Annotated in this window: 20 protein-coding genes and 2 tRNA genes; 15 read left to right on the top strand and 7 right to left on the bottom strand. The window is 48.7% G+C overall.

The annotated features are described in order from the left end of the window. Positions 1 to 4: 4 nt before the first annotated feature. From K0C01_RS01040 to K0C01_RS01050, 3 genes are all read left to right on the top strand, one after another. Positions 5 to 436 carry a NusA-like transcription termination signal-binding factor gene (locus K0C01_RS01040; protein ID WP_221170227.1) on the top strand — a complete coding sequence of 144 codons (432 nt, stop codon included), beginning with the start codon at positions 5 to 7 and terminating at the stop codon, positions 434 to 436. A 349-nt stretch (positions 437 to 785) separates the two neighbouring features. Then, the gene (locus K0C01_RS01045) at positions 786 to 1214 is read left to right on the top strand and encodes a 30S ribosomal protein S12 (RefSeq protein ID WP_221170228.1); all 429 of its coding nucleotides are present in this window, start codon (positions 786 to 788) and stop codon (positions 1212 to 1214) included. 3 nt (positions 1215 to 1217) lie between these two features. Further along, on the top strand, positions 1218 to 1790 hold the full coding sequence (locus tag K0C01_RS01050; RefSeq protein ID WP_221170229.1) for a 30S ribosomal protein S7: 573 nt from the start codon (positions 1218 to 1220) through the stop codon (positions 1788 to 1790). 55 nt (positions 1791 to 1845) lie between these two features. Here K0C01_RS01050 and K0C01_RS01055 read toward each other — a convergent pair whose 3' ends face one another. After that, on the bottom strand, positions 1846 to 2598 hold the full coding sequence (locus tag K0C01_RS01055) for a DUF5781 family protein (protein ID WP_221170230.1): 753 nt from the start codon (positions 2596 to 2598) through the stop codon (positions 1846 to 1848). 212 nt (positions 2599 to 2810) lie between these two features. Here K0C01_RS01055 and K0C01_RS01060 point away from each other — a divergent pair, with 212 nt between their 5' ends. From K0C01_RS01060 to K0C01_RS01100, 9 genes are all read left to right on the top strand, one after another. Then, positions 2811 to 4997, top strand: a complete 2187-nt coding sequence (locus K0C01_RS01060) for an elongation factor EF-2 (RefSeq protein ID WP_221170231.1) — start codon at positions 2811 to 2813, stop codon at positions 4995 to 4997. Between the two features lie 165 nt (positions 4998 to 5162). Next, positions 5163 to 5699, top strand: coding sequence for an amino acid-binding protein (locus tag K0C01_RS01065; protein WP_221170232.1), 537 nt, complete (start codon positions 5163 to 5165; stop codon positions 5697 to 5699). Further along, the gene (locus tag K0C01_RS01070) at positions 5699 to 6646 is read left to right on the top strand and encodes a homoserine dehydrogenase (protein ID WP_221170233.1); all 948 of its coding nucleotides are present in this window, start codon (positions 5699 to 5701) and stop codon (positions 6644 to 6646) included. Before K0C01_RS01065 ends, K0C01_RS01070 begins: the two co-directional genes overlap by 1 nt. Positions 6647 to 7595: 949 nt before the next feature. Further along, positions 7596 to 8861 (top strand): translation elongation factor EF-1 subunit alpha, encoded by a 1266-nt coding sequence (tuf, locus tag K0C01_RS01075; RefSeq protein ID WP_221170234.1) that lies wholly within the window; start codon positions 7596 to 7598, stop codon positions 8859 to 8861. A 3-nt stretch (positions 8862 to 8864) separates the two neighbouring features. Further along, entirely contained in the window at positions 8865 to 9173 is a 309-nt protein-coding gene (rpsJ, locus tag K0C01_RS01080) for a 30S ribosomal protein S10 (protein ID WP_221170235.1), read from the top strand. A 38-nt stretch (positions 9174 to 9211) separates the two neighbouring features. Continuing rightward, positions 9212 to 9799: a rhomboid family intramembrane serine protease gene (locus tag K0C01_RS01085; RefSeq protein WP_221170236.1), complete on the top strand. Its 588-nt coding sequence runs from the start codon at positions 9212 to 9214 to the stop codon at positions 9797 to 9799. Between the two features lie 14 nt (positions 9800 to 9813). Continuing rightward, a tRNA-Ala gene (locus tag K0C01_RS01090) sits at positions 9814 to 9885 on the top strand. 179 nt (positions 9886 to 10064) lie between these two features. Beyond that, positions 10065 to 11738, top strand: coding sequence for a potassium channel family protein (locus K0C01_RS01095; protein ID WP_221170237.1), 1674 nt, complete (start codon positions 10065 to 10067; stop codon positions 11736 to 11738). Positions 11739 to 12021: 283 nt separating this feature from the next. Beyond that, positions 12022 to 12094: transfer RNA gene (locus K0C01_RS01100), tRNA-Val, on the top strand. 122 nt (positions 12095 to 12216) lie between these two features. Here the strand turns inward: K0C01_RS01100 and K0C01_RS01105 are convergent. Next, positions 12217 to 12876 (bottom strand): alpha/beta hydrolase, encoded by a 660-nt coding sequence (locus K0C01_RS01105; protein WP_221170238.1) that lies wholly within the window; start codon positions 12874 to 12876, stop codon positions 12217 to 12219. A 157-nt stretch (positions 12877 to 13033) separates the two neighbouring features. Here K0C01_RS01105 and K0C01_RS01110 point away from each other — a divergent pair, with 157 nt between their 5' ends. Then, entirely contained in the window at positions 13034 to 13213 is a 180-nt protein-coding gene (locus K0C01_RS01110; protein WP_221170239.1) for an HVO_0416 family zinc finger protein, read from the top strand. 118 nt (positions 13214 to 13331) lie between these two features. Next, positions 13332 to 13640, top strand: coding sequence for a cyclin family protein (locus tag K0C01_RS01115; protein WP_221170240.1), 309 nt, complete (start codon positions 13332 to 13334; stop codon positions 13638 to 13640). 166 nt (positions 13641 to 13806) lie between these two features. Here the strand turns inward: K0C01_RS01115 and K0C01_RS01120 are convergent, their stop codons facing one another. The 5 genes from K0C01_RS01120 to K0C01_RS01140 all read right to left on the bottom strand — a co-directional run bounded on the left by K0C01_RS01120 (position 13807) and on the right by K0C01_RS01140 (position 17733). After that, positions 13807 to 14304 (bottom strand): phosphopantetheine adenylyltransferase, encoded by a 498-nt coding sequence (locus K0C01_RS01120; RefSeq protein WP_221170241.1) that lies wholly within the window; start codon positions 14302 to 14304, stop codon positions 13807 to 13809. A 69-nt stretch (positions 14305 to 14373) separates the two neighbouring features. Further along, complete coding sequence (locus K0C01_RS01125) at positions 14374 to 14961, bottom strand: winged helix-turn-helix domain-containing protein (RefSeq protein WP_221170242.1); 588 nt, start codon at positions 14959 to 14961, stop codon at positions 14374 to 14376. Between the two features lie 116 nt (positions 14962 to 15077). Then, positions 15078 to 16334 (bottom strand): RNA-guided endonuclease InsQ/TnpB family protein, encoded by a 1257-nt coding sequence (locus K0C01_RS01130; protein WP_221170243.1) that lies wholly within the window; start codon positions 16332 to 16334, stop codon positions 15078 to 15080. A gap of 3 nt (positions 16335 to 16337) precedes the next feature. Next, a complete protein-coding gene (locus K0C01_RS01135; protein WP_397541138.1) occupies positions 16338 to 16478 on the bottom strand; it encodes a DUF2080 family transposase-associated protein in 141 nt (46 codons plus the stop codon). Between the two features lie 184 nt (positions 16479 to 16662). Next, on the bottom strand, positions 16663 to 17733 hold the full coding sequence (locus K0C01_RS01140) for a glutamate--cysteine ligase (RefSeq protein ID WP_221171162.1): 1071 nt from the start codon (positions 17731 to 17733) through the stop codon (positions 16663 to 16665). Positions 17734 to 17768: 35 nt separating this feature from the next. On the opposite strand from K0C01_RS01140, the gene K0C01_RS01145 reads away from it, so the two are divergent. Beyond that, positions 17769 to 18143 carry a DUF7322 domain-containing protein gene (locus tag K0C01_RS01145; protein WP_221170245.1) on the top strand — a complete coding sequence of 125 codons (375 nt, stop codon included), beginning with the start codon at positions 17769 to 17771 and terminating at the stop codon, positions 18141 to 18143.

Raw genomic sequence — 18143 nt, forward strand, 5'->3', positions numbered from 1 at the left:
ACTCATGCCACAACGCCGCCTCTCTGATGAAGCACGTCAACATCTTCGGTTGTTTGAGGAGAAGGCCGGCGTTGGGCCAAAAGATTGTATTGTTGACGAGGAATTTGACCGAGTTATTCTTCTTGTCAGTCCACGAGATATGGCAGACGCGATTGGCCCTGGAGGAAAGACAGTGAGAGATGTTGAGGAGTTAATTGGAAAAGACATCAAGATTGTCGGTGATGCAAAAACAGCAGAGGATTTCGTTGCTAATGCCTTGGCTCCTGCAGCCGTATATGACGTTACGATTGAAACAGAGGATGATCAGTCGGTCGCCTACGTAGATGTTGACGAACAAGATATTGGCGCTGCAATCGGAACAGATGGCCGAAATATTGAAGCAGCCCGAATGCTGGCGAGACGACATTTTGATATTGATAGCATCAGCGTAAATTGACATCCTCATCCGCCTGAAGGTGGGTGAATCCCAAGCGTTGGGATATTACGGTTTGTAGACTCCCTGTTCTCTCGGGGTGAACCGTCCGCTCTCGCCGTCGAGCAGGAAGGCTCCGAGCCTGCCGGTGCCGGTTGAATGTATCACTGATCGACGGCGCGTATCCACGGCCTTCAGGCCGTGGTATTGCGCCTGTTCAGCATATAACTGAAGAGTCAGTCGCAGGTGTTTTGATCATAAAGTATTTTTGGGAGACACAGCTAATGACGAGGATACAGCATGCGGATGACTCCCGTATTTTCCATGCCAAAAGGGGATGCTTAAGTATCCGCATCGGGTAGAAACGTCCACTATGGCAAACGGCAAGTATGCGGCGCGCAAGCTCAAGAAAGACCGCCAGAATCATCGGTGGTCCGACTCGAAATATGCGCGGCGAGAGCGTGGACTCCGAGAGGAATCTGATCCTCTGGAAGGGGCTCCACAGGCGCGTGGAATTGTTCTTGAAAAAGTCGGGATTGAAGCAAAACAGCCGAACTCTGCAGTTCGAAAGTGTGTACGAGTTCAACTGATCAAAAACGGAAAGCAAGTAACAGCATTCTGTCCAGGTGACGGAGCAATCTCGTTCATTGATGAGCACGATGAAGTGACAATCGCTGGTATTGGTGGGGCAAAAGGAGGTTCAATGGGTGACCTCTCTGGAGTTAACTACAAGGTCGAAAAAGTAAATGGTGTATCGCTGATTGAACTAGTTCGTGGAAACGCAGAGAAACCAGTCCGATAAATTATGAGTGAAGCAGCATCTACCGCAAAATTGTTCGGTGAATGGGACGTTTCAGAGATTGAGTACAACGACCCCAGCACGGAACGATATGTTACTGTCACCCCGGTTGCGAACACGATGGGCCGACACGCAAATAAGCAGTTCGAGAAGAGCAACATTTCGATTGTCGAGCGGTTGATCAACCGGCTAATGCAGACGAGTGAGAATACTGGAAAGAAGCAGCAGACCACGAACATCGTTCGTGAAGCAATGGATATCATTCACGAGCGAACTGAACAGAATCCAGTGCAAGTGCTTGTAGAAGCCGTTGAGAACGCCGCTCCACGAGAAGAGACTGTCCGTTTGAAATACGGAGGGATATCCGTACCAAAGGCAGTTGATGTTTCACCGCAGCGGCGCGTCGATCAGGCACTTATGTTCATCGCTGAAGGAACGTATAACGACTCATTCAAGAGTCCAGTCGATGTTGAAGAAGCACTTGCAAATCAACTAGTCGGGGCTGCGAACAACGACGTCAATACATACGCCATCAACCAGAAAGAAGAAAAGGAGCGCGTCGCCGCTGCCGCCCGATAATCTGCGCGATTTTTTATTCACTCATTCTATCAGGAAGAACACATACGGATAGTAGTTAGTCTGCAGCTGTGTTTTGCGTTGTTGCGTACTCGCGGGTGAGATCGACAAGAATTTGCTTATACTCTCGATCGGTCGGATCTGTTGGGAGTGACTTAAACTGGTTTTTATACCAGTCAAAGTGCACTGTCTGTGCATCGGTTGCGGCCGCATGTGCAAGGTCATAGATCCGATGTGAGGAGGGCAGTGCATCGTGGCGCTCAAGAAGTGCAAGAGCGAATGCAGAGTTTATCGCCGTCATTGCAGGATGGGTTTGGGCAGTTATTCGGGTACCATGCTGAAGCCCAAGATTTGACCGATCAGTAACGGCCGCAGCTAGCTGAGACTCTAAGAACCGAAGGAGCTTGGTACTTGGTCCAACGCGAAGGGTAATGTCGTCTGCGTAGATATCTTTCATATGGTTTGATATCTGATAGCAGTGTGTCAAGTGTTGTTGTTCGACGCTTTCTCCAGCCAATGCAAGGTATATTGCTTCACGCGTAGACTGTATATGGGAAGGATGCTCTTGTTCGTGCCGCAACATATGGCTATACTCATGTAATGCAAGTTCAGATGCCATCGCGCTTTGTGCTGCAGCACGAGAGATATTTAGTTTATGATGGTCCTCATGATGTGTTGTCCATGTTCTTGCATCCGGGTCCTTCTGAATGTGAACTTGGACTGGCAGAGTAAGTGAGTACTCTGTGGTGAACCGGTCACGAGCTGATAAAAACGGAGCTGCTGGACCGGGACCACGTGTGTTAACTTCCATCAGACATGTATACGGCTTCAACAATAATGACTGTTCTGCCGAAAAGCAGCAAAACAGTCTACACAGAGACGGACAGGGATATACTGGATAAATACATAAAGAAAAAAAGCAGAGCCATGTGAGTGATGAAATACCGTGGTAGCGTAGCTCTTACCCGAAAAGCCAAAATGAAAACACTACTCTTTTGAGTTCGGTGATAAAATACAATAGTAATGGGCCGACGTAAGAAAATTGTAGATCAATGTGAGCGGCTAATGGATAACCCGGACCATATCCGGAATATTGCAATTGCCGCACATATCGATCACGGAAAGACCACGCTGACAGATAACCTGCTTGCTGGAGCGGGAATGATTTCAGAGGATTTAGCTGGCAACCAGCTAGCGATGGACACAGAAGAGGACGAACAGGAACGTGGAATTACAATTGACGCAGCAAATGTGTCAATGACCCACGAGTACAACGAAAAAGACTATCTTATCAACCTCATTGACACACCAGGACACGTTGACTTCGGTGGAGATGTTACCCGAGCAATGCGGGCAGTCGATGGAGCACTGGTCGTTGTCGACGCTGTTGAAGGAACTATGCCGCAGACCGAAACGGTCCTTCGACAGGCACTCCGAGAGAACGTCAAGCCAACGCTCTTCATTAACAAAGTTGATCGTCTGATCAACGAGCTACAGGAAGGGCCAGAAGAGATGCAGAAACGCCTGCAGAGCGTTATTCGCGAGGTAAATGAACTCATTCGAGGGATGGCAGAAGAGAAGTATGAAGAAGAAGGCTGGAAGGTTTCAGTGCAGGACGGGACAGTTGCGTTCGGCTCTGCGCTCTATAACTGGGCGATCTCAATGCCGTTTATGCAGAAGACTGGCATTGACTTTGGTGACATTATCGAGTATAACCGAAACGACAACGTTGAGGAACTTGTTCAGCGAACGCCACTGTCGGATGTCGTTCTGAACATGGTTGCAGAGCACTTCCCATCACCTAACGACGCACAGCCTGAGCGGATTCCAACAGTTTGGCGAGGCGATGCTGACTCTGAGCTTGGACAGCAGATGGAGCTGGTTGATGCTGATGGTGAGGTCGTGTTCATGGTCACGGACATTTCAATGGACCCACACGCTGGTGAGATTGCCACTGGACGCCTATTTTCTGGAACAATCGAGAAAGGACAAGAGCTGTACGTATCAGGGACAGCGGGCAAAAACCGGATTCAGAGTGTAGGATTATTCATGGGTGATGAGCGAGAAGAAGTTGACCGAGTACCAGCCGGAAACATTGCATCTGTCACGGGACTTGATGACGCAATTGCTGGATCAACTGTTTCAAGCGTTGAGATGACTCCGTTCGAGGGCGTGGAGCATATCTCTGAGCCAGTGATCACAAAGGCCGTAGAAGCACAGAACATGGATGACCTGCCAAAGCTAATCGAAACGCTTCGGCAAGTCTCAAAGGAAGATCCAACGATCCAAGTTGAGATTAACGAGGACACCGGTGAACATCTGATCTCTGGACAGGGAGAGTTACATCTTGAAGTTATCACGCAGCGTATCGAACGGAACCAAGGTATCCCAGTCCATACAGGTGAGCCAATTGTTGTGTTCCGTGAAGCACCACAAGGCGACAGTCGAGAAGTTGAAGGTATTTCACCAAACCGCCACAACCGATTCTACATTACTGTTGAGCAGCTAGATGATGAGGTTCTTGAGGCGGTTAAGCGTGGTGAGGCGGCAATGGAGATGCCAGAGCAAGAGCGACGTGAGGCACTGCAGGAAGCAGGAATGGATAAAGAAACCTCACAGAATGTCGAGCACATGCATAATACGAACATCTTCATTGACGATACAAAAGGTATCCAACACCTGAACGAAACAATGGAACTCATCATTGAAGGGCTTGAAGAGTCCCTCAATGATGGTCCATTAGCAGGAGAACCAGTTGACGGGTCTCTGATCCGACTTCACGATGCTCGGCTACACGAGGATGCTATCCATCGTGGACCAGCACAGGTAATCCCTGCTGTCCGTGACGCAGTACACCAAGCCTTGATTGATGCTGAGATCCGACTGCTTGAGCCAGTCCAAGATGTCCGTATTGACGTACCAAACGAACACATGGGAGCGGCATCTGGTGAGATACAGGGTCGTCGAGGACAGGTCGACGACATGTACCAAGAGGGAGACCTCATGGTCGTTGAAGGCTCCGCACCAGTTGAGGAAATGATTGGATTCGCAAGCGATATCCGATCTGCAACAGAAGGCCGAGCGTCTTGGAACACTGAGAACGCAGGATTCCAGGTTATGGCAGATAACCTACAGCGTGAGCAAATTATGGATATTCGGGAACGAAAAGGGATGAAGCTTGAGCTCCCTGGATCAGTCGACTATATATAAATAGAAGACAGTCTTAGCGGCCTTTCTTTTCTACCTATATATCGTACGGACAGCAACTGCTTGTGTCAGAATACAATCCAAAAATTATCGCGTTACCAAAACTGTAATGCAGGACCAAAAGTCATGGTCTGATATGAAACCACAGATGACGTTGGAGGTGGTGTTATGAGCGAACATGCTGAGAGCGTACAGACATACACCATCCGATTGGAACTGGTTGATGAGCCGGGCGAGCTACTGAATGCGCTGGGACCAATTTCTGAGGAAGGAGGAAACCTACTGAGCATCCTCCATGAACGAGGGAATGTGACACCTCGTGGACGAATTCCAGTTGAAATCGATATTGAATGCCATCCTGAGCGTATCGACAACATCGTTGAGAGTCTACAAACAGCAGGTGTCAATGTCGTCAAAGCCGGCGAAGAGCGGTTTAGCAGTGAGCTGTCAGTTCTCTTGATTGGACATCTTGTTGACGCCGATTTATCGGACACGATCACATGTATTGAAGATCGCCAAGAAGCATCAGTGACTGACTTGACTCTTTCAGCACCAGATGGCGCAAGCGGTGTCGCAAGTGCTCAGTTGCGTATAGCAACTGAAGAGAATCAAGTTGATGAGGTTCTCTCGGAGATTCGAGATATGGCTGCATCGAAAGGGTTGACTGTCGTTGAACCACAAATCGACAGAGGAGGTGATGCGTAATGCGAATTGCAATTGCCGGTGCTGGAGCAGTTGGCACCTCGGTTCTGGAGCTTGCAGAGGAGTATGGACACACCGTTGTTGGTATTGCTGATTCATCCAGCGCAGCAACTGGTGATGAACAGGTTGATGTAGAATCAGTTTTACAGCGGAAAGAAGAGACGGGGGCTGTCGGGACCCAGCCAGCAGGCGAGTTGTTTAAAACAGAATATGATGTCTTGGTCGAAGCAACACCAACGACACTTGGAGATGCTCAACCAGCGTTTAGTCATTGCCAACGAGCACTTGAAGAGGATCGACATGTCGTGTTAGCAAATAAGGGACCAGTTGCGGAACGGTATACTGATCTACGCAAGATTGAGACTCAAAGTAATGGTAGTATTCGATTTGAAGCAACTGTCGGGGGAGCCATTCCAGCTATTCGAACAATTGAGGATTATGGACCGGAAAAAGTTCTTGCAGCTCGAGGGGTGCTTAACGGGACAGCGAACTTTGTCCTGACAAGGATGGCTGCAGAAGGACTGAGCTATGAGAAAGTGCTCTCTGAGGCACAGGAACTTGGTGTAGCAGAAACAGACCCGAGCTTTGATGTCGAAGGGACCGACGCAGCGCTGAAATGTGTGATTATGGCAAATGTACTGACCGGCGGTGATCCCGAATTCACCCTTTCCGATGCAACAGTTGAAGGTATTACAGATATACCGGGCAGTGCACTTGATCTGGCTGCACAGGATAACAAAACTATTCGGCTAATTGGAGAAGCAACTCGCGATCACGTCAAGGTTGGTCCGCGATTAGTACCAGAGAACGGCCCGCTATCTGTGACAGGAACACGAAATATCGTTCAAATCGATACGGAACATGCCGGTCGGCTGAATCTTTCTGGACGCGGAGCAGGCGGCCCGGAAACAGCAACAGCAGTGCTTGCTGACGTCGGTCGGTTAGGTTAACATGTAGCCCGTTGATCGGCTATCGAAGCAAGTGGTGAATAAATATTTAACTTCTACAGTCTACGTCTTCCTCCTCAAGGAGCCGCCAAAGGCGGTGAGTAGGCAGGGTAGTTCACCAACAAGTTGTAACAGGTTTAGTCGGGAAACTGGGTTATATTTAGATCGCCCACGATCAGACTCAATTACTTTTGACCCTCTCCACACGGGGAAAGCTGTGGGATTGCTCCGTGAGTAATTCCGGTTGGATTACCCCGGCTGTGAACGTGCGGATTCGCCGATGCATCTTTAGTCTTCACGTCAAGGCTGTGGTGTGTTGAATGGGCGTATCTACTCAGTTTTGCCCTCTTTTCCGGGAGTAGCACTCACGGGGGCTTAGGCCGTGAGCAGCGGATCAGGCCATCCTAACGCTCTATTCTATCCACGAAAGGAACGTTCTGTGATGATAATATCAACCGCTGCTGGTTGGGCTGCAAAGGTCTGTGAACGCGTGAGTAAGTTCCTCGTAGCAGCATGTCGTGTGTCGACCGACACATAACCTTTCGAGAGAGTAGACGATTGGATTACAGACTATTTTTGTCGGGGGGGGTTGTGGCATATCATGTGATTTATCCCTTGGCTAAGGCCCATGGGCGTTCACCTTGCAATTCTGCAAGTGCCGTCATGGGAACAAGGACTCCTCCCCGTGAGGCAGGAAGTCTCATCCTCAACCAAACGAGGCCGTAATCCGAGCGGAGCAGGACGGCGTAAGTTCATATATGTGTATATTTGGCGAATATAGGATCAATTTTGCTGCCCTTTACCACAAAATATGTGCTGCTTTATACCATGGATTTTGGGAAAAATGGGCATAATGCAAGGGAAATCGGTGGAATTTGGGTACTGTATCGAAATGGTTTTATTGTCTCTGGCCGAAAGTTTCCGGTATAGCGCCACTGCGCGCAAGATAACCATGAGCGAGAAACCTCACCAAAATCTGGCCATTATCGGCCACGTGGACCACGGGAAGAGTACACTGGTCGGGCGACTTCTCTACGAAACGGGAAGTGTACCCGAGCACGTAATTGAACAGTACAAAGAAGAAGCCGAAGAGAAGGGCAAGGGCGGATTCGAATTCGCTTACGTGATGGACAACCTCGCCGAAGAGCGAGAGCGTGGTGTCACTATTGACATCGCCCATCAGGAGTTCGAAACCGACGATTACAACTTCACAATCGTCGACTGTCCGGGTCACCGAGACTTCGTCAAAAACATGATTACTGGCGCAAGCCAGGCAGACAACGCAGTTCTTGTCGTTGCTGCAGATGACGGAGTCGCACCACAGACCCAAGAACACGTCTTCCTTGCTCGAACTCTTGGTATCGACGAGCTGCTTGTCGGGATCAATAAGATGGACATTGTTGACTACGAAGAAAACAAGTTCAAGGAGGTCCAGTCGGAAGTGCAGGAGCTCCTCAAGCAGGTTCAGTTCAACGTAGGAGATGCTTCCTTCATCCCAATCAGCGCATTCGAGGGCGACAATATTGCAGAGGCCTCGGACAATACGCCGTGGTACGACGGCCCAACGCTGCTTGAATCCCTGAATGCTCTTGAAGAGCCAGAGCCACCAACGGACGCTCCACTCCGACTCCCAATTCAGGATGTTTACACGATTTCCGGGATTGGTACTGTCCCAGTTGGACGAATCGAAACAGGTATGATGCATCCGGGCGACGATGTTTCCTTCCAGCCAAGTGATGTTGGCGGAGAGGTCAAGACCATCGAGATGCACCACGAGGAAGTTGACGAAGCCGGTCCAGGTGACAATGTTGGATTCAACGTTCGTGGAGTCGGCAAGGATGACATCCGTCGTGGAGATGTCTGTGGCCCAGCAGACGACCCACCATCAGTTGCTGAGACATTCCAGGCTCAGATTGTTGTGATGCAGCATCCAAGTGTCATCACCGCTGGATACACACCAGTCTTCCACGCACACACCGCACAGGTTGCCTGTACAATCGAGTCAATTGACAAGAAGATGGACCCATCGTCAGGAGAAGTCGCAGAAGAGAATCCTGACTTCATCCAGTCCGGTGACGCTGCAGTTGTTACGGTGCGCCCACAGAAGCCACTCTCAATCGAGCCATCGAGCGAGATTCCAGAGCTTGGTAGCTTCGCAATCCGTGACATGGGACAGACAATTGCAGCAGGTAAGGTCCTGAGCGTCAACGAAGCATAACGTATGCAGCAGGCACGAGTCCGACTCGCCGGTACGAATCCGAGTGCTCTCGATGACATCTGCGGTGATGTCGAAGAGATTGCGGACAAGACCGGCGTCGCGCTATCAGGCCCTGTTCCACTGCCTACCAAAACGCTTGAAATTCCGGCACGAAAATCGCCTGACGGCGAAGGTACAGCGACATGGGAGCACTGGGAAATGCGAGTACACAAACGCCTAATCGATATCGATGCTGACGAACGTGCACTTCGGCAACTGATGCGAATTCAGGTGCCAAACGATGTGAGCATCGAGATCGTTCTCGAAGAATAGGCGACGACCTTTTTTATTGAAGGTCCATACTGGCGGTGATGGCCAGACGACCTACGATTGAGGTACTCGCCCTCTGCGCTGTTATATTCATAATACAACAACTTTTTGTGGTATTTGTCAACACACGCGCAGCAGTCGAATTTTTTGCCTTAGGCTTTCCGCTGACTGAGTATCCGTGGACAGTTGTAACCAGCGTGTATGCTCATGCAAGCTGGCACCACCTCTTCAGTAATGCAATTGTAATTGCACTGGCTGGTCTTCCAATTGAGGGACTAACAACAAGGGTACGGTTTCACTTGTTCGTGCTGTGGACTGGAGCATTCGCTGGCTTCTCACAAATCCTCATCACAAGTGAATTGGTTTTGGGAGCTAGTGGAGCTGCCTTTGCACTACTTGGGTATGTTCTTACCTCAAACCGAGTTACGGGAGGGCTATTAGATATGCTTCGATTGTCAATTCGACAGAAAATTGCCGTGTATATTCTTGTAGCTGCTGGAATTTCGCTAATGCTACACACAGAAGGAGCTGCTCTATATGGGCATTTTACAGGGCTGTTGCTAGGGCTGATAGCCGGACGGATGAATATACTGCGGTCAAAAGAACGCAATACTCAAGTCGCTTCTTAATGTACTACCGATGAGGGCCGGTAGATCAGTGGTAGATCGCTTCCTTCGCAAGGAAGAAGCCCTGGGTTCAAATCCCAGCCGGTCCATTTAGTCTGGGCCTGTTAACCACCAAAAGTATACAGACGATTCCTCCGGGCAAAAGGTGTATTCCGCTTCCAAGAATAGAGAGGTTAGACGATAGACCGCTGAGAATGAGGATTGTCGAGGAACAAAAGAGGCATATTACAAGAATTGCGTAGTTCCTGATAAGGACTGATTATACGATATGAATATATTTGGTACGTCGCTTCGTGAACGTCTGATGTACTTCGCCGGGCTCTTCATCGGAACCATCATTTTATATACTATTATTTACCATTGGTTGCTACTCACATTCGAGCCAAGTGTTCACGAAAAAGCATACCACGACTCGCTGCAGAAGGTGGTAGAAACCTTAACAACGGCTGGGTTTGGAGGAGATACAGACAACTGGACAACTCCACAAGTAAATCTCTTTGTTGTGTTGATGAACCTGACTGGAGTAGCACTTGTCTTCCTAGGCATTCCAGCATTTGCAGTGCCGTTGCTACAGGAAGCGATAAAAGAGCAAGTTCCGACCTCCACAGATGAGGCAGATCACGTAATTATTTGCTCTGAAGTTCCGTCCGGCCGAGTGCTATGGGAACACTTTGAATCGGCTGACATGCCGTATGTGTTTGTACACGATGATCGAGAAACCGTTCGTAGGCTAGCACAGAACGAAATAAATGTGATCCACGGAGATCCAACGCAATTAGAAACGTTAGAGGCAGCAAACATCGCAGAGGCAAAGACATTGATTACGGATGTTGATGATCAGACAAATTCGTCGATTATTTTGGCTGCCAAACAACTCGAGCCGGAAATTGAAATTATCAGTTCCGTAGCAGACAGTGAAATCGCATCTCAGCATCAATTCGCTGGCGCTGATCGTGTAATAAAGGCAAAACAAATCCTTGGAGAAAGTCTCGCGTCTAAGGCAACAACATTCTATGCAGAAGAGCTTCGCGATTCAATCGAAGTTGAGTCAGAGATTGATGTGCTTGAGGTCCTTGTCGAGCCAAACAGCCAGTTGGTTGGACAATCAATCAGAGATGCAGAAGTGTTCGGAAGCGGTAGACTGACTGTTGTCGGGCTCTGGCACAATGGCCGATTTGTCGTCACACCGCATCCATCCACAACTATTCGGGAGAACATGATCCTATTAGTTGTCGGAGACCAAGGCCAAATTGCAGAACAACAGCTAGATCCAGTCCCGGCCCCTCGAGGTGAAATTTCATCAGTTGCCATATGTGGATATGGATTTGTCGGACAGACCGTAGAGGCAGAGCTAGAGCGAGCAGGGATTGATGTAACAACAATAGATATCGATCCATCGCTTGATACAGATGTTACTGGAGACGTGTCAAAGGAGAGAACCTGGGACAAGATTAACGTGGATGACATCGATGCTGTCGTGTTGGTTTTGAGTAACGACACGGCTATGATTGCAACCGCGTTGTTGCTTGAGGAACTACTGCCAGAAGTTGAAGTAACCGCTCGGGCAAACGATCCTAACAATATCTGGAAGTTGTACAGTGCGGGAGCGGAGTATGTCCTGTCGTTGCCAACGATTACCGGTGAGATAATCGCTGACCGAGTTTTACCAGAAGAGGGACTCATTACACCTGAAACAGGATTCGAATTTGGTCGGATAACAGCACCAAAACTTGCTGGGAAGACACTACGAGAGGTGGATATTCGACGTCAAACAAACTGTACAGTCGTTGCTGTCGAGCGAGAAGGTAAGTTGATTACGGAAGTTGATCCATCGATGAGAATCCAAGAAGATGATATACTTGTTGCCGTGGGAGATAGCAGTGCAATCAAAAAGTTGCGGGAATTTACTGAGCAGCCACCAAAGTCTCTTATGAAGGAATAGACCCCGGAAAGAAGAATTTTGATAGAGAGGCATTTGGGTAGCATTGTCGACGGCCTCGAGGGCGAGCTTCGAGGCACTTGGCCTGCCACGCCTGTAGATGTGGGCTGGACCTTCTAACCGTTGTCAGTACCACAAGTTTGTTTTTCAGTCCAGAGCACGCCACAATCCCAGTGTCGAATATTGAACTGTTTGTACATTCAACAACTGCTAAGAAAATGTGTGCAACTTTCTTTTCGGTAGAAGTCGGAAGCGTTTTTTACGCCCTTACCGTCATTGTAAATGTGGGTTCGTGGTCTAGTGGTTATGACGCGGCCCTTACAAGGCCGAGATCGGCGGTTCGAATCCGCCCGAACCCATAGAATTTTTCAGAGGACAATCGTACATAGCGAAAGGTGTACTTTGTTTCCCGAGAAGCTCGGGTGTCAAAAAGAGATAGTAATCATCGAAGATATTGATCACGGGCTCAGACGGAAAGAGACTATACTTGTTGTTGTATCCAGCGTACTGTGTCTTGAATTTCAGCGTCGGTAGCTCCATGTCCGACAGTGTACGTCTTGTAGGTAACGTCAACGCCGACGTCACGGAGCCGATTACTGGCACGCTCTGTTCGCTCTTCTGGGATCACCACATCAAGCTCGCCAGCGGCAAGAAACATTGAGACACTGCGGGCATTAGCTAATTTTGAGACAGACTGATGGACATCTGGAAGATATGAATTAAGAGCAACAACCCAGTTAACTCTGTCTGGGGCTTCGATGGCAGTGCCGATTGCAAGTGTTCCGCCTTGGCTAAATCCAAACAACCCGATCTTGCTGGAGTCGATTGGATACTTGGAAGAGATATAGTCGATGAATTTTGCAAGTCGGTAACTACTGGTGCGGAAGCTATCCGTATCAGGCTGACTGTTATGCAGGCCACCTTGGTCGACGGAAAGATTGTACCATGCATATCCATCTTCGAAGTCAATTGGACCTCTGACGCTGAAGATATGCATGTAGTCTGGAAGTTGTTTTGCGATTGGTAGGAGGTCGGTTTCATCTGCTCCCCGGCCGTGTAAAAAGATCACCGCGGGGGCTGATCCATTTACAGAAGAGGAGGGCGAGCGGCTGCGATAAGCAAGTGGGACCTCTGAAGACATTGAAAACATCAAAAAAGAGAACGGGAACAAACAAGTATATTCCGGGATGTAATACTGTCCGGTGAATTATACCATCGTCCGGCAAAAAGTCAACATTCATCCAAATTGTGAATGTTTCCCACAGATTTATATTCTTGTGTGACAATCATGTGCATGTATGGCAACTGCTCCCAATGACTCCGAAGAGGAGCTAATTGATCAGTTTCTCTCCCAGCGTGGTCACGAAACCGCATCATGGGAGACGGAATATAATAAGAAACAATGTCCGGAATGCGGCGGAATCCACGACACAGAGGCAGTAACATGTTCAGTATGTGGGTGGAGCCCAGGACAATAGGGAGCGGCGTCGAATAAATGAATCGGCAATCCAGCTAATTTCTGGAATAAGCAAGAGGGGGTAGTCATTGGTATTTTCGAAAAGAAAATACCCTTACATCCCTGAAATCCACAGAAAGATGTACAGGGCAAGAGATCAAGTTGAGCATCAACAGTGGATTGAAAGGCTAGAATCTGCCGTCAATGAGCTTGGGTTTAGTGAACAGGCCTATACTACAGCAGTAGATCTCTTCCTAGCGGATGTTCCGGAGGAAGATGAGTCAAAGCCAACCGCTCTGGCTGCGAGTTTATACGCAGGGGCACTAATTGCTGAGGAAAATCCATCGCAAACAGAAGTAGCAGACGCCTGCGATGTAGCCAGACTGAGTGTACAACAGTACTGGAAGGAACGAATCAAGATTGCTGGACTGACTCCACCCGCATGGTAAGAACTGCTGAGTAAATCACCTCATAGGAGGCTTTGGAAAACCTGCCTCGTCAGACAAGTTCAAAGCTTCCTCATGGGTCAGTAAACACCTCAGAATAAGTCATAAGACAGTCACTTCGTATCGGTTGTGCAGAATCAGCGATATGAACAAATATATCGGTTATATATTAAGACTGAAAGTCAGCATGCTGTGCCTCCTGCTTTGACACAACATTTCCATGTTGATCGATTTCACCGCGTAGAATCCGTGTGCTAGAAATAATACCTCCATCCTCTGCAGTAACGTGATCTACGACCTCTATATTAAGAGGAGCGTATCCGTTTTGCTTCCGGAGTTCATTAATCTCGTGAGCTGCTGGTTCAGTTTCTGGCGACACAACAAGGTACTCAAGTTCAGATCGTTCGCTTGCAACACCCGTCGGAGAAGAAAGAGGCCGAATTTCGAAGTTTCGATCATGCTGTTCGGCAAGAAGGCTGAGTTCACTCTGGAGATCAGCCTTTCGTTGTTCATACGGTCGAATAGGACGTTGTTCGTCGCGTGTTTTTGGAGCCAGTTCATCAGTTGTGAGCCCAATAACAGAATCTCCCAGTTCAAACGCCCGATTGAAAAGTTCCCGGTGGCCATCGTGAATAGGATCAAAAGTCCCGCCTAACGCAACTCGCATATGTCTGGAAATTGTTCTCAACCAGTATAAAAGAACGGAAAAGAATAGTTAAAACGTAACTATTTATTCTTACTCACGGGTTTCTTCATCATTTGAATCATCAGGAGACGAATCGTCTTCGTCACCTTCTTCAGATTCAGACGAGTCAGATGAGATGATATCTTCAGACGAAGTATGATCGGATTCATCATCCGTGTCATCTTCGACAGTAATAGTTACAGGGTCTGACTCAGGTTCAGAAGTACTACTAGTGTATGCGTCGAGGTTAAATACGGCATTGAGTTGATCTTGGATTTGCCCTTTTGTTGAGGAAATCAAATCACTCGGAGCCATCGCCGAATACTCATATGGATTGTTACCAGCACCTTCGCTTGACCGCTTACTACGCTCAACAATCTCATCGTCAGCCATCTCTGCCAGAGCTTCACGGACGGTGCTTGGATAGAGACCTGTTCCTTCAGCCACCTCTTCACTTGTTGATTGCTGGTTTTGTCGCAGGTAAATGTAAATTCGAGCTTTGGTCTCCGTTTCTAAGATCCAAGCCAGTAGGTCAACTAGGCGTTGATCAAACCCTTCAACTGCTCGGTCAGCACTCTCTTCAAGTCGTTCTGAAATGTCATCTCTTTTTGACTGATTCTCTGTGTTTTCATCGGACATAAGTCGTTTCTAGAAGAACAAAAACGTTCAGGAGTAAAAAGCCTTACAGTAATGATATATACTAGCATACCAGCCAAAAGACTAAGTTCCAATGCTCGGCAGTGAACTACCCCACCCTACTCGCTCACCGCTGACGCGGGTCGCTTCTTGAGGGTGGGGCTTCCTGTTTCCACGACGCGCTTTGCAGGAACAACCGCAGTTCCCGCAGGGAGCGCAGTCTCCACAGGCGTTGATTTGGAGTGTCCCATTCCTAGTTCAGAAAGACCGCGAAAAAGAACATTCAACGCGGCATTCAAATCTCTATCCGCTTCAAACCCACATGATGGACACGAATGTTCACGTATCCACAGTGGTTTATCCGTCTCCACACCACACTCTGCACACTCTTTGGTCGTCCCCCTTGGGTCAACCGCAACGAAGTGCGTTCCCTCTCGCTCACACTTGTATTCCAGTAGTTCGGTGAAGGTATTCCACGCCGCAGACGCCGTGTTGCGGCTGTTGCGCGGCGATTCCAGCATTCCTTTCACGTTGAGGTCTTCAACAGCCACAAGGTCATACTCCCGAGCGTAGTATGCCGAGAGTTTGTGCAGGAAATCACGCCGCTTACGCTTGATTTGCTGATGACACTCTGCTACTATCTGGCGTTGTTTCTCCCAGTTGTTCGACCGATGTTCTTTGCGCGAGAGACTCCGTTGCTCCCGTTCCAAGCGGTCGCGCTCGTCCGAAAGGTCAAGTGAGCCAACTGCCACACCGTCCGTATCGTGGGCGTACTTCAGAATCCCCACGTCAATGCCAACCATGTCGTCAGTGTTAATCTCATCCAGTGACGGTTTCTCCGGTTTTTCTTTGTCGTCAACGGCGAGAGAAGCGTACCATTCTCCAGTGGGTTCTTTCTTGAGTGTGACTTCTTTGATTGTTTCATCGTCGGGGATGTCTCGGTGACACTCTATTGGAATATCCGCAAGTTTCGACAGTGAAAGGACAGTCTGGCCGTTCTTCTTGTCGAACTCGAAGCCAGACTGAACATACGTGAAACTGCGGAACTCTCTGGGAAGTTTCCAGTTGAGACTGCCGACGCTGTACCCTTTCTTTTTCAGTTCAGAGAGCGCTTTGATACTGTCTTCAATCCGCATGACAGCAGCTTGTGCGACCGTTGCGTACAGGTCGTTTAATTCATCCCACCAGTCTTTGAGGGCGGGAAGTTGGTCACGGACTTGTCGTACACGTTGATTGAGTGTTCCCGCCGATTCGGGAATTTTGTCAAACTCTCTGAGCGCGTGGTTGTAGAGTTGCCTACAGGTATCGCGGTGGTAATCCAACACCTCACGTTGTTGGTCAGTTGGTTTGAGTTGGAATCTGTAGGCGTAGTGCATTGGTTACTCGGTCGGTTCTGATGTACGGACGATTTTCACGTCTGCGCCGCGCCAGCGTTTTGGGACGAGGACGTGTGCGCCGTTGCCGGTGGGTTTCACCTCGCCGTCGATGACTTCGTGGCCTTCAATTTCGTGTCTATCCATCACCAGAGTTTAGACATTGTTTCAACATAAATCTGCCGGTTCGTGGGGCTGTGGGTTGAGTGGAGAATGTGTCTGAGAGACGAAGACGGCGGTGTATCCCCTCCCTACTGCGCTACTCGGCCTTCGGCCTGCGTTGCTCCTTGAGGAAGGGGGCTTACCGCCTAAAATCAGCTAAAATACAAGATCACAAAAGAAGTGACTCACAGAGCGTATCGACTCCCTGGTTTTGACGACACTCACGCTGCTGTTCTGCACCACTCTGTTCATCAAACATTCGGCGAATACCAGTTATATCGAGCCGGTCACAGTGTCTAGTGATGATTGAATCAAGCGATTCAGGGTCTCCAGATGGAAGGATGAAATCTGCTTCATGTCCGTGTCGAATTGCTCGCCATTTGTTTTCGTCTAAGATTTCACGACGAATGTCAGTCTGTGATTCACCGTCTGTGTATCGATCAGCTAGATCATGAACGAGAGCGTGAACATATTCGACAAAGTCGACAACGCGGTCAACCCGAACCTGTGCATCTGGTGTACGCACCTCGACAGTTCCGTGCCCGGTGTGGGGACGGACATCAAACCATATCTCACCACGGTCATTCACGGAGCCAGTCTCAAGCATTTTTTTCTCATACTGGCGGTATTCAGAGAAATCCGAAAACGATGTAGGGATTCCCGTGTTAGGAAGGTTTTCAAAGATTTTTGCACGAGCTGACTGGAGGCCAGTATCAAATCCGCACCAGTATGGCGAATTTGCAGATAATGCCAGTATAATCGGAACGTACCATCGAAGTTCATTTGCAATCCATGTTGCCTTATCTGGGTCATTAACACCGACGTGAACGTGTAGACCAGCAGTCAGATTCCGATGCTGAGGATACTGTATTCGGTCAAGTTGCTCTTTATACCGGGGTTTTTCTGCGTGTTCAAGTGTACGCCAGTTCGCAGTCGGATGAAGACCGGCAGCAGCAATCCGCATACCGTGGTTCTCAGCGTGCGTACAGAGTGCAGACCGTGTTGCTTCAACCACATCGTGGACATTCTCAAAATCTTCGATGATTGATGTTTGCGTTTCAATAACGCACTTGAATAATTCGTGGTCGAGCTTGCCGGTTAGAAGGTCAGGTGGCGTGGAATTGTACACAAGCGTATCTGTGCCAGAAATCGGACGCCCCTGGTCGTCAACGATATAAAATTCTTCTTCAACCCCGATAGTACCCATATCAGTGAATACATCTGCAGCGCCACATTCCATCATAGGCTTATACACACTGCATATGTAAATACCGTATGAAGGCGACAAGCAATCTAGGTGCTTTTCCGACACTACTCGATAGTATGTATATGGCCCAAGAGGATGAGTCAAGCACAGACAATATTCCCACTCCTGGGGAAGAAGCCTCAGAGCCGGATTTTGATTATACATCCGGGGAGGAATTAGTTGAAGAATTACCGGACAAAGAAGAGATACCCAAGGATCTCCGTCGGCACTTTTGGAGAACAGTGCTTTTTGTTAACGGGCTTATTTTGTTTGTCTGTGTGGGGGTTCTCCTCTGGGTAATACAGGGAATGCAACAGGAAGGCCTATTTTTGATTGCTCTTGGAGGCTTCTGCGGATTGTTCGCCTACCGTCTATATCGACAATTTAATCGAGAATATCGATAG

The sequence above is a fragment of the Salinarchaeum sp. IM2453 genome, assembly GCF_019693215.1.
Classification (GTDB): domain Archaea; phylum Halobacteriota; class Halobacteria; order Halobacteriales; family Salinarchaeaceae; genus IM2453.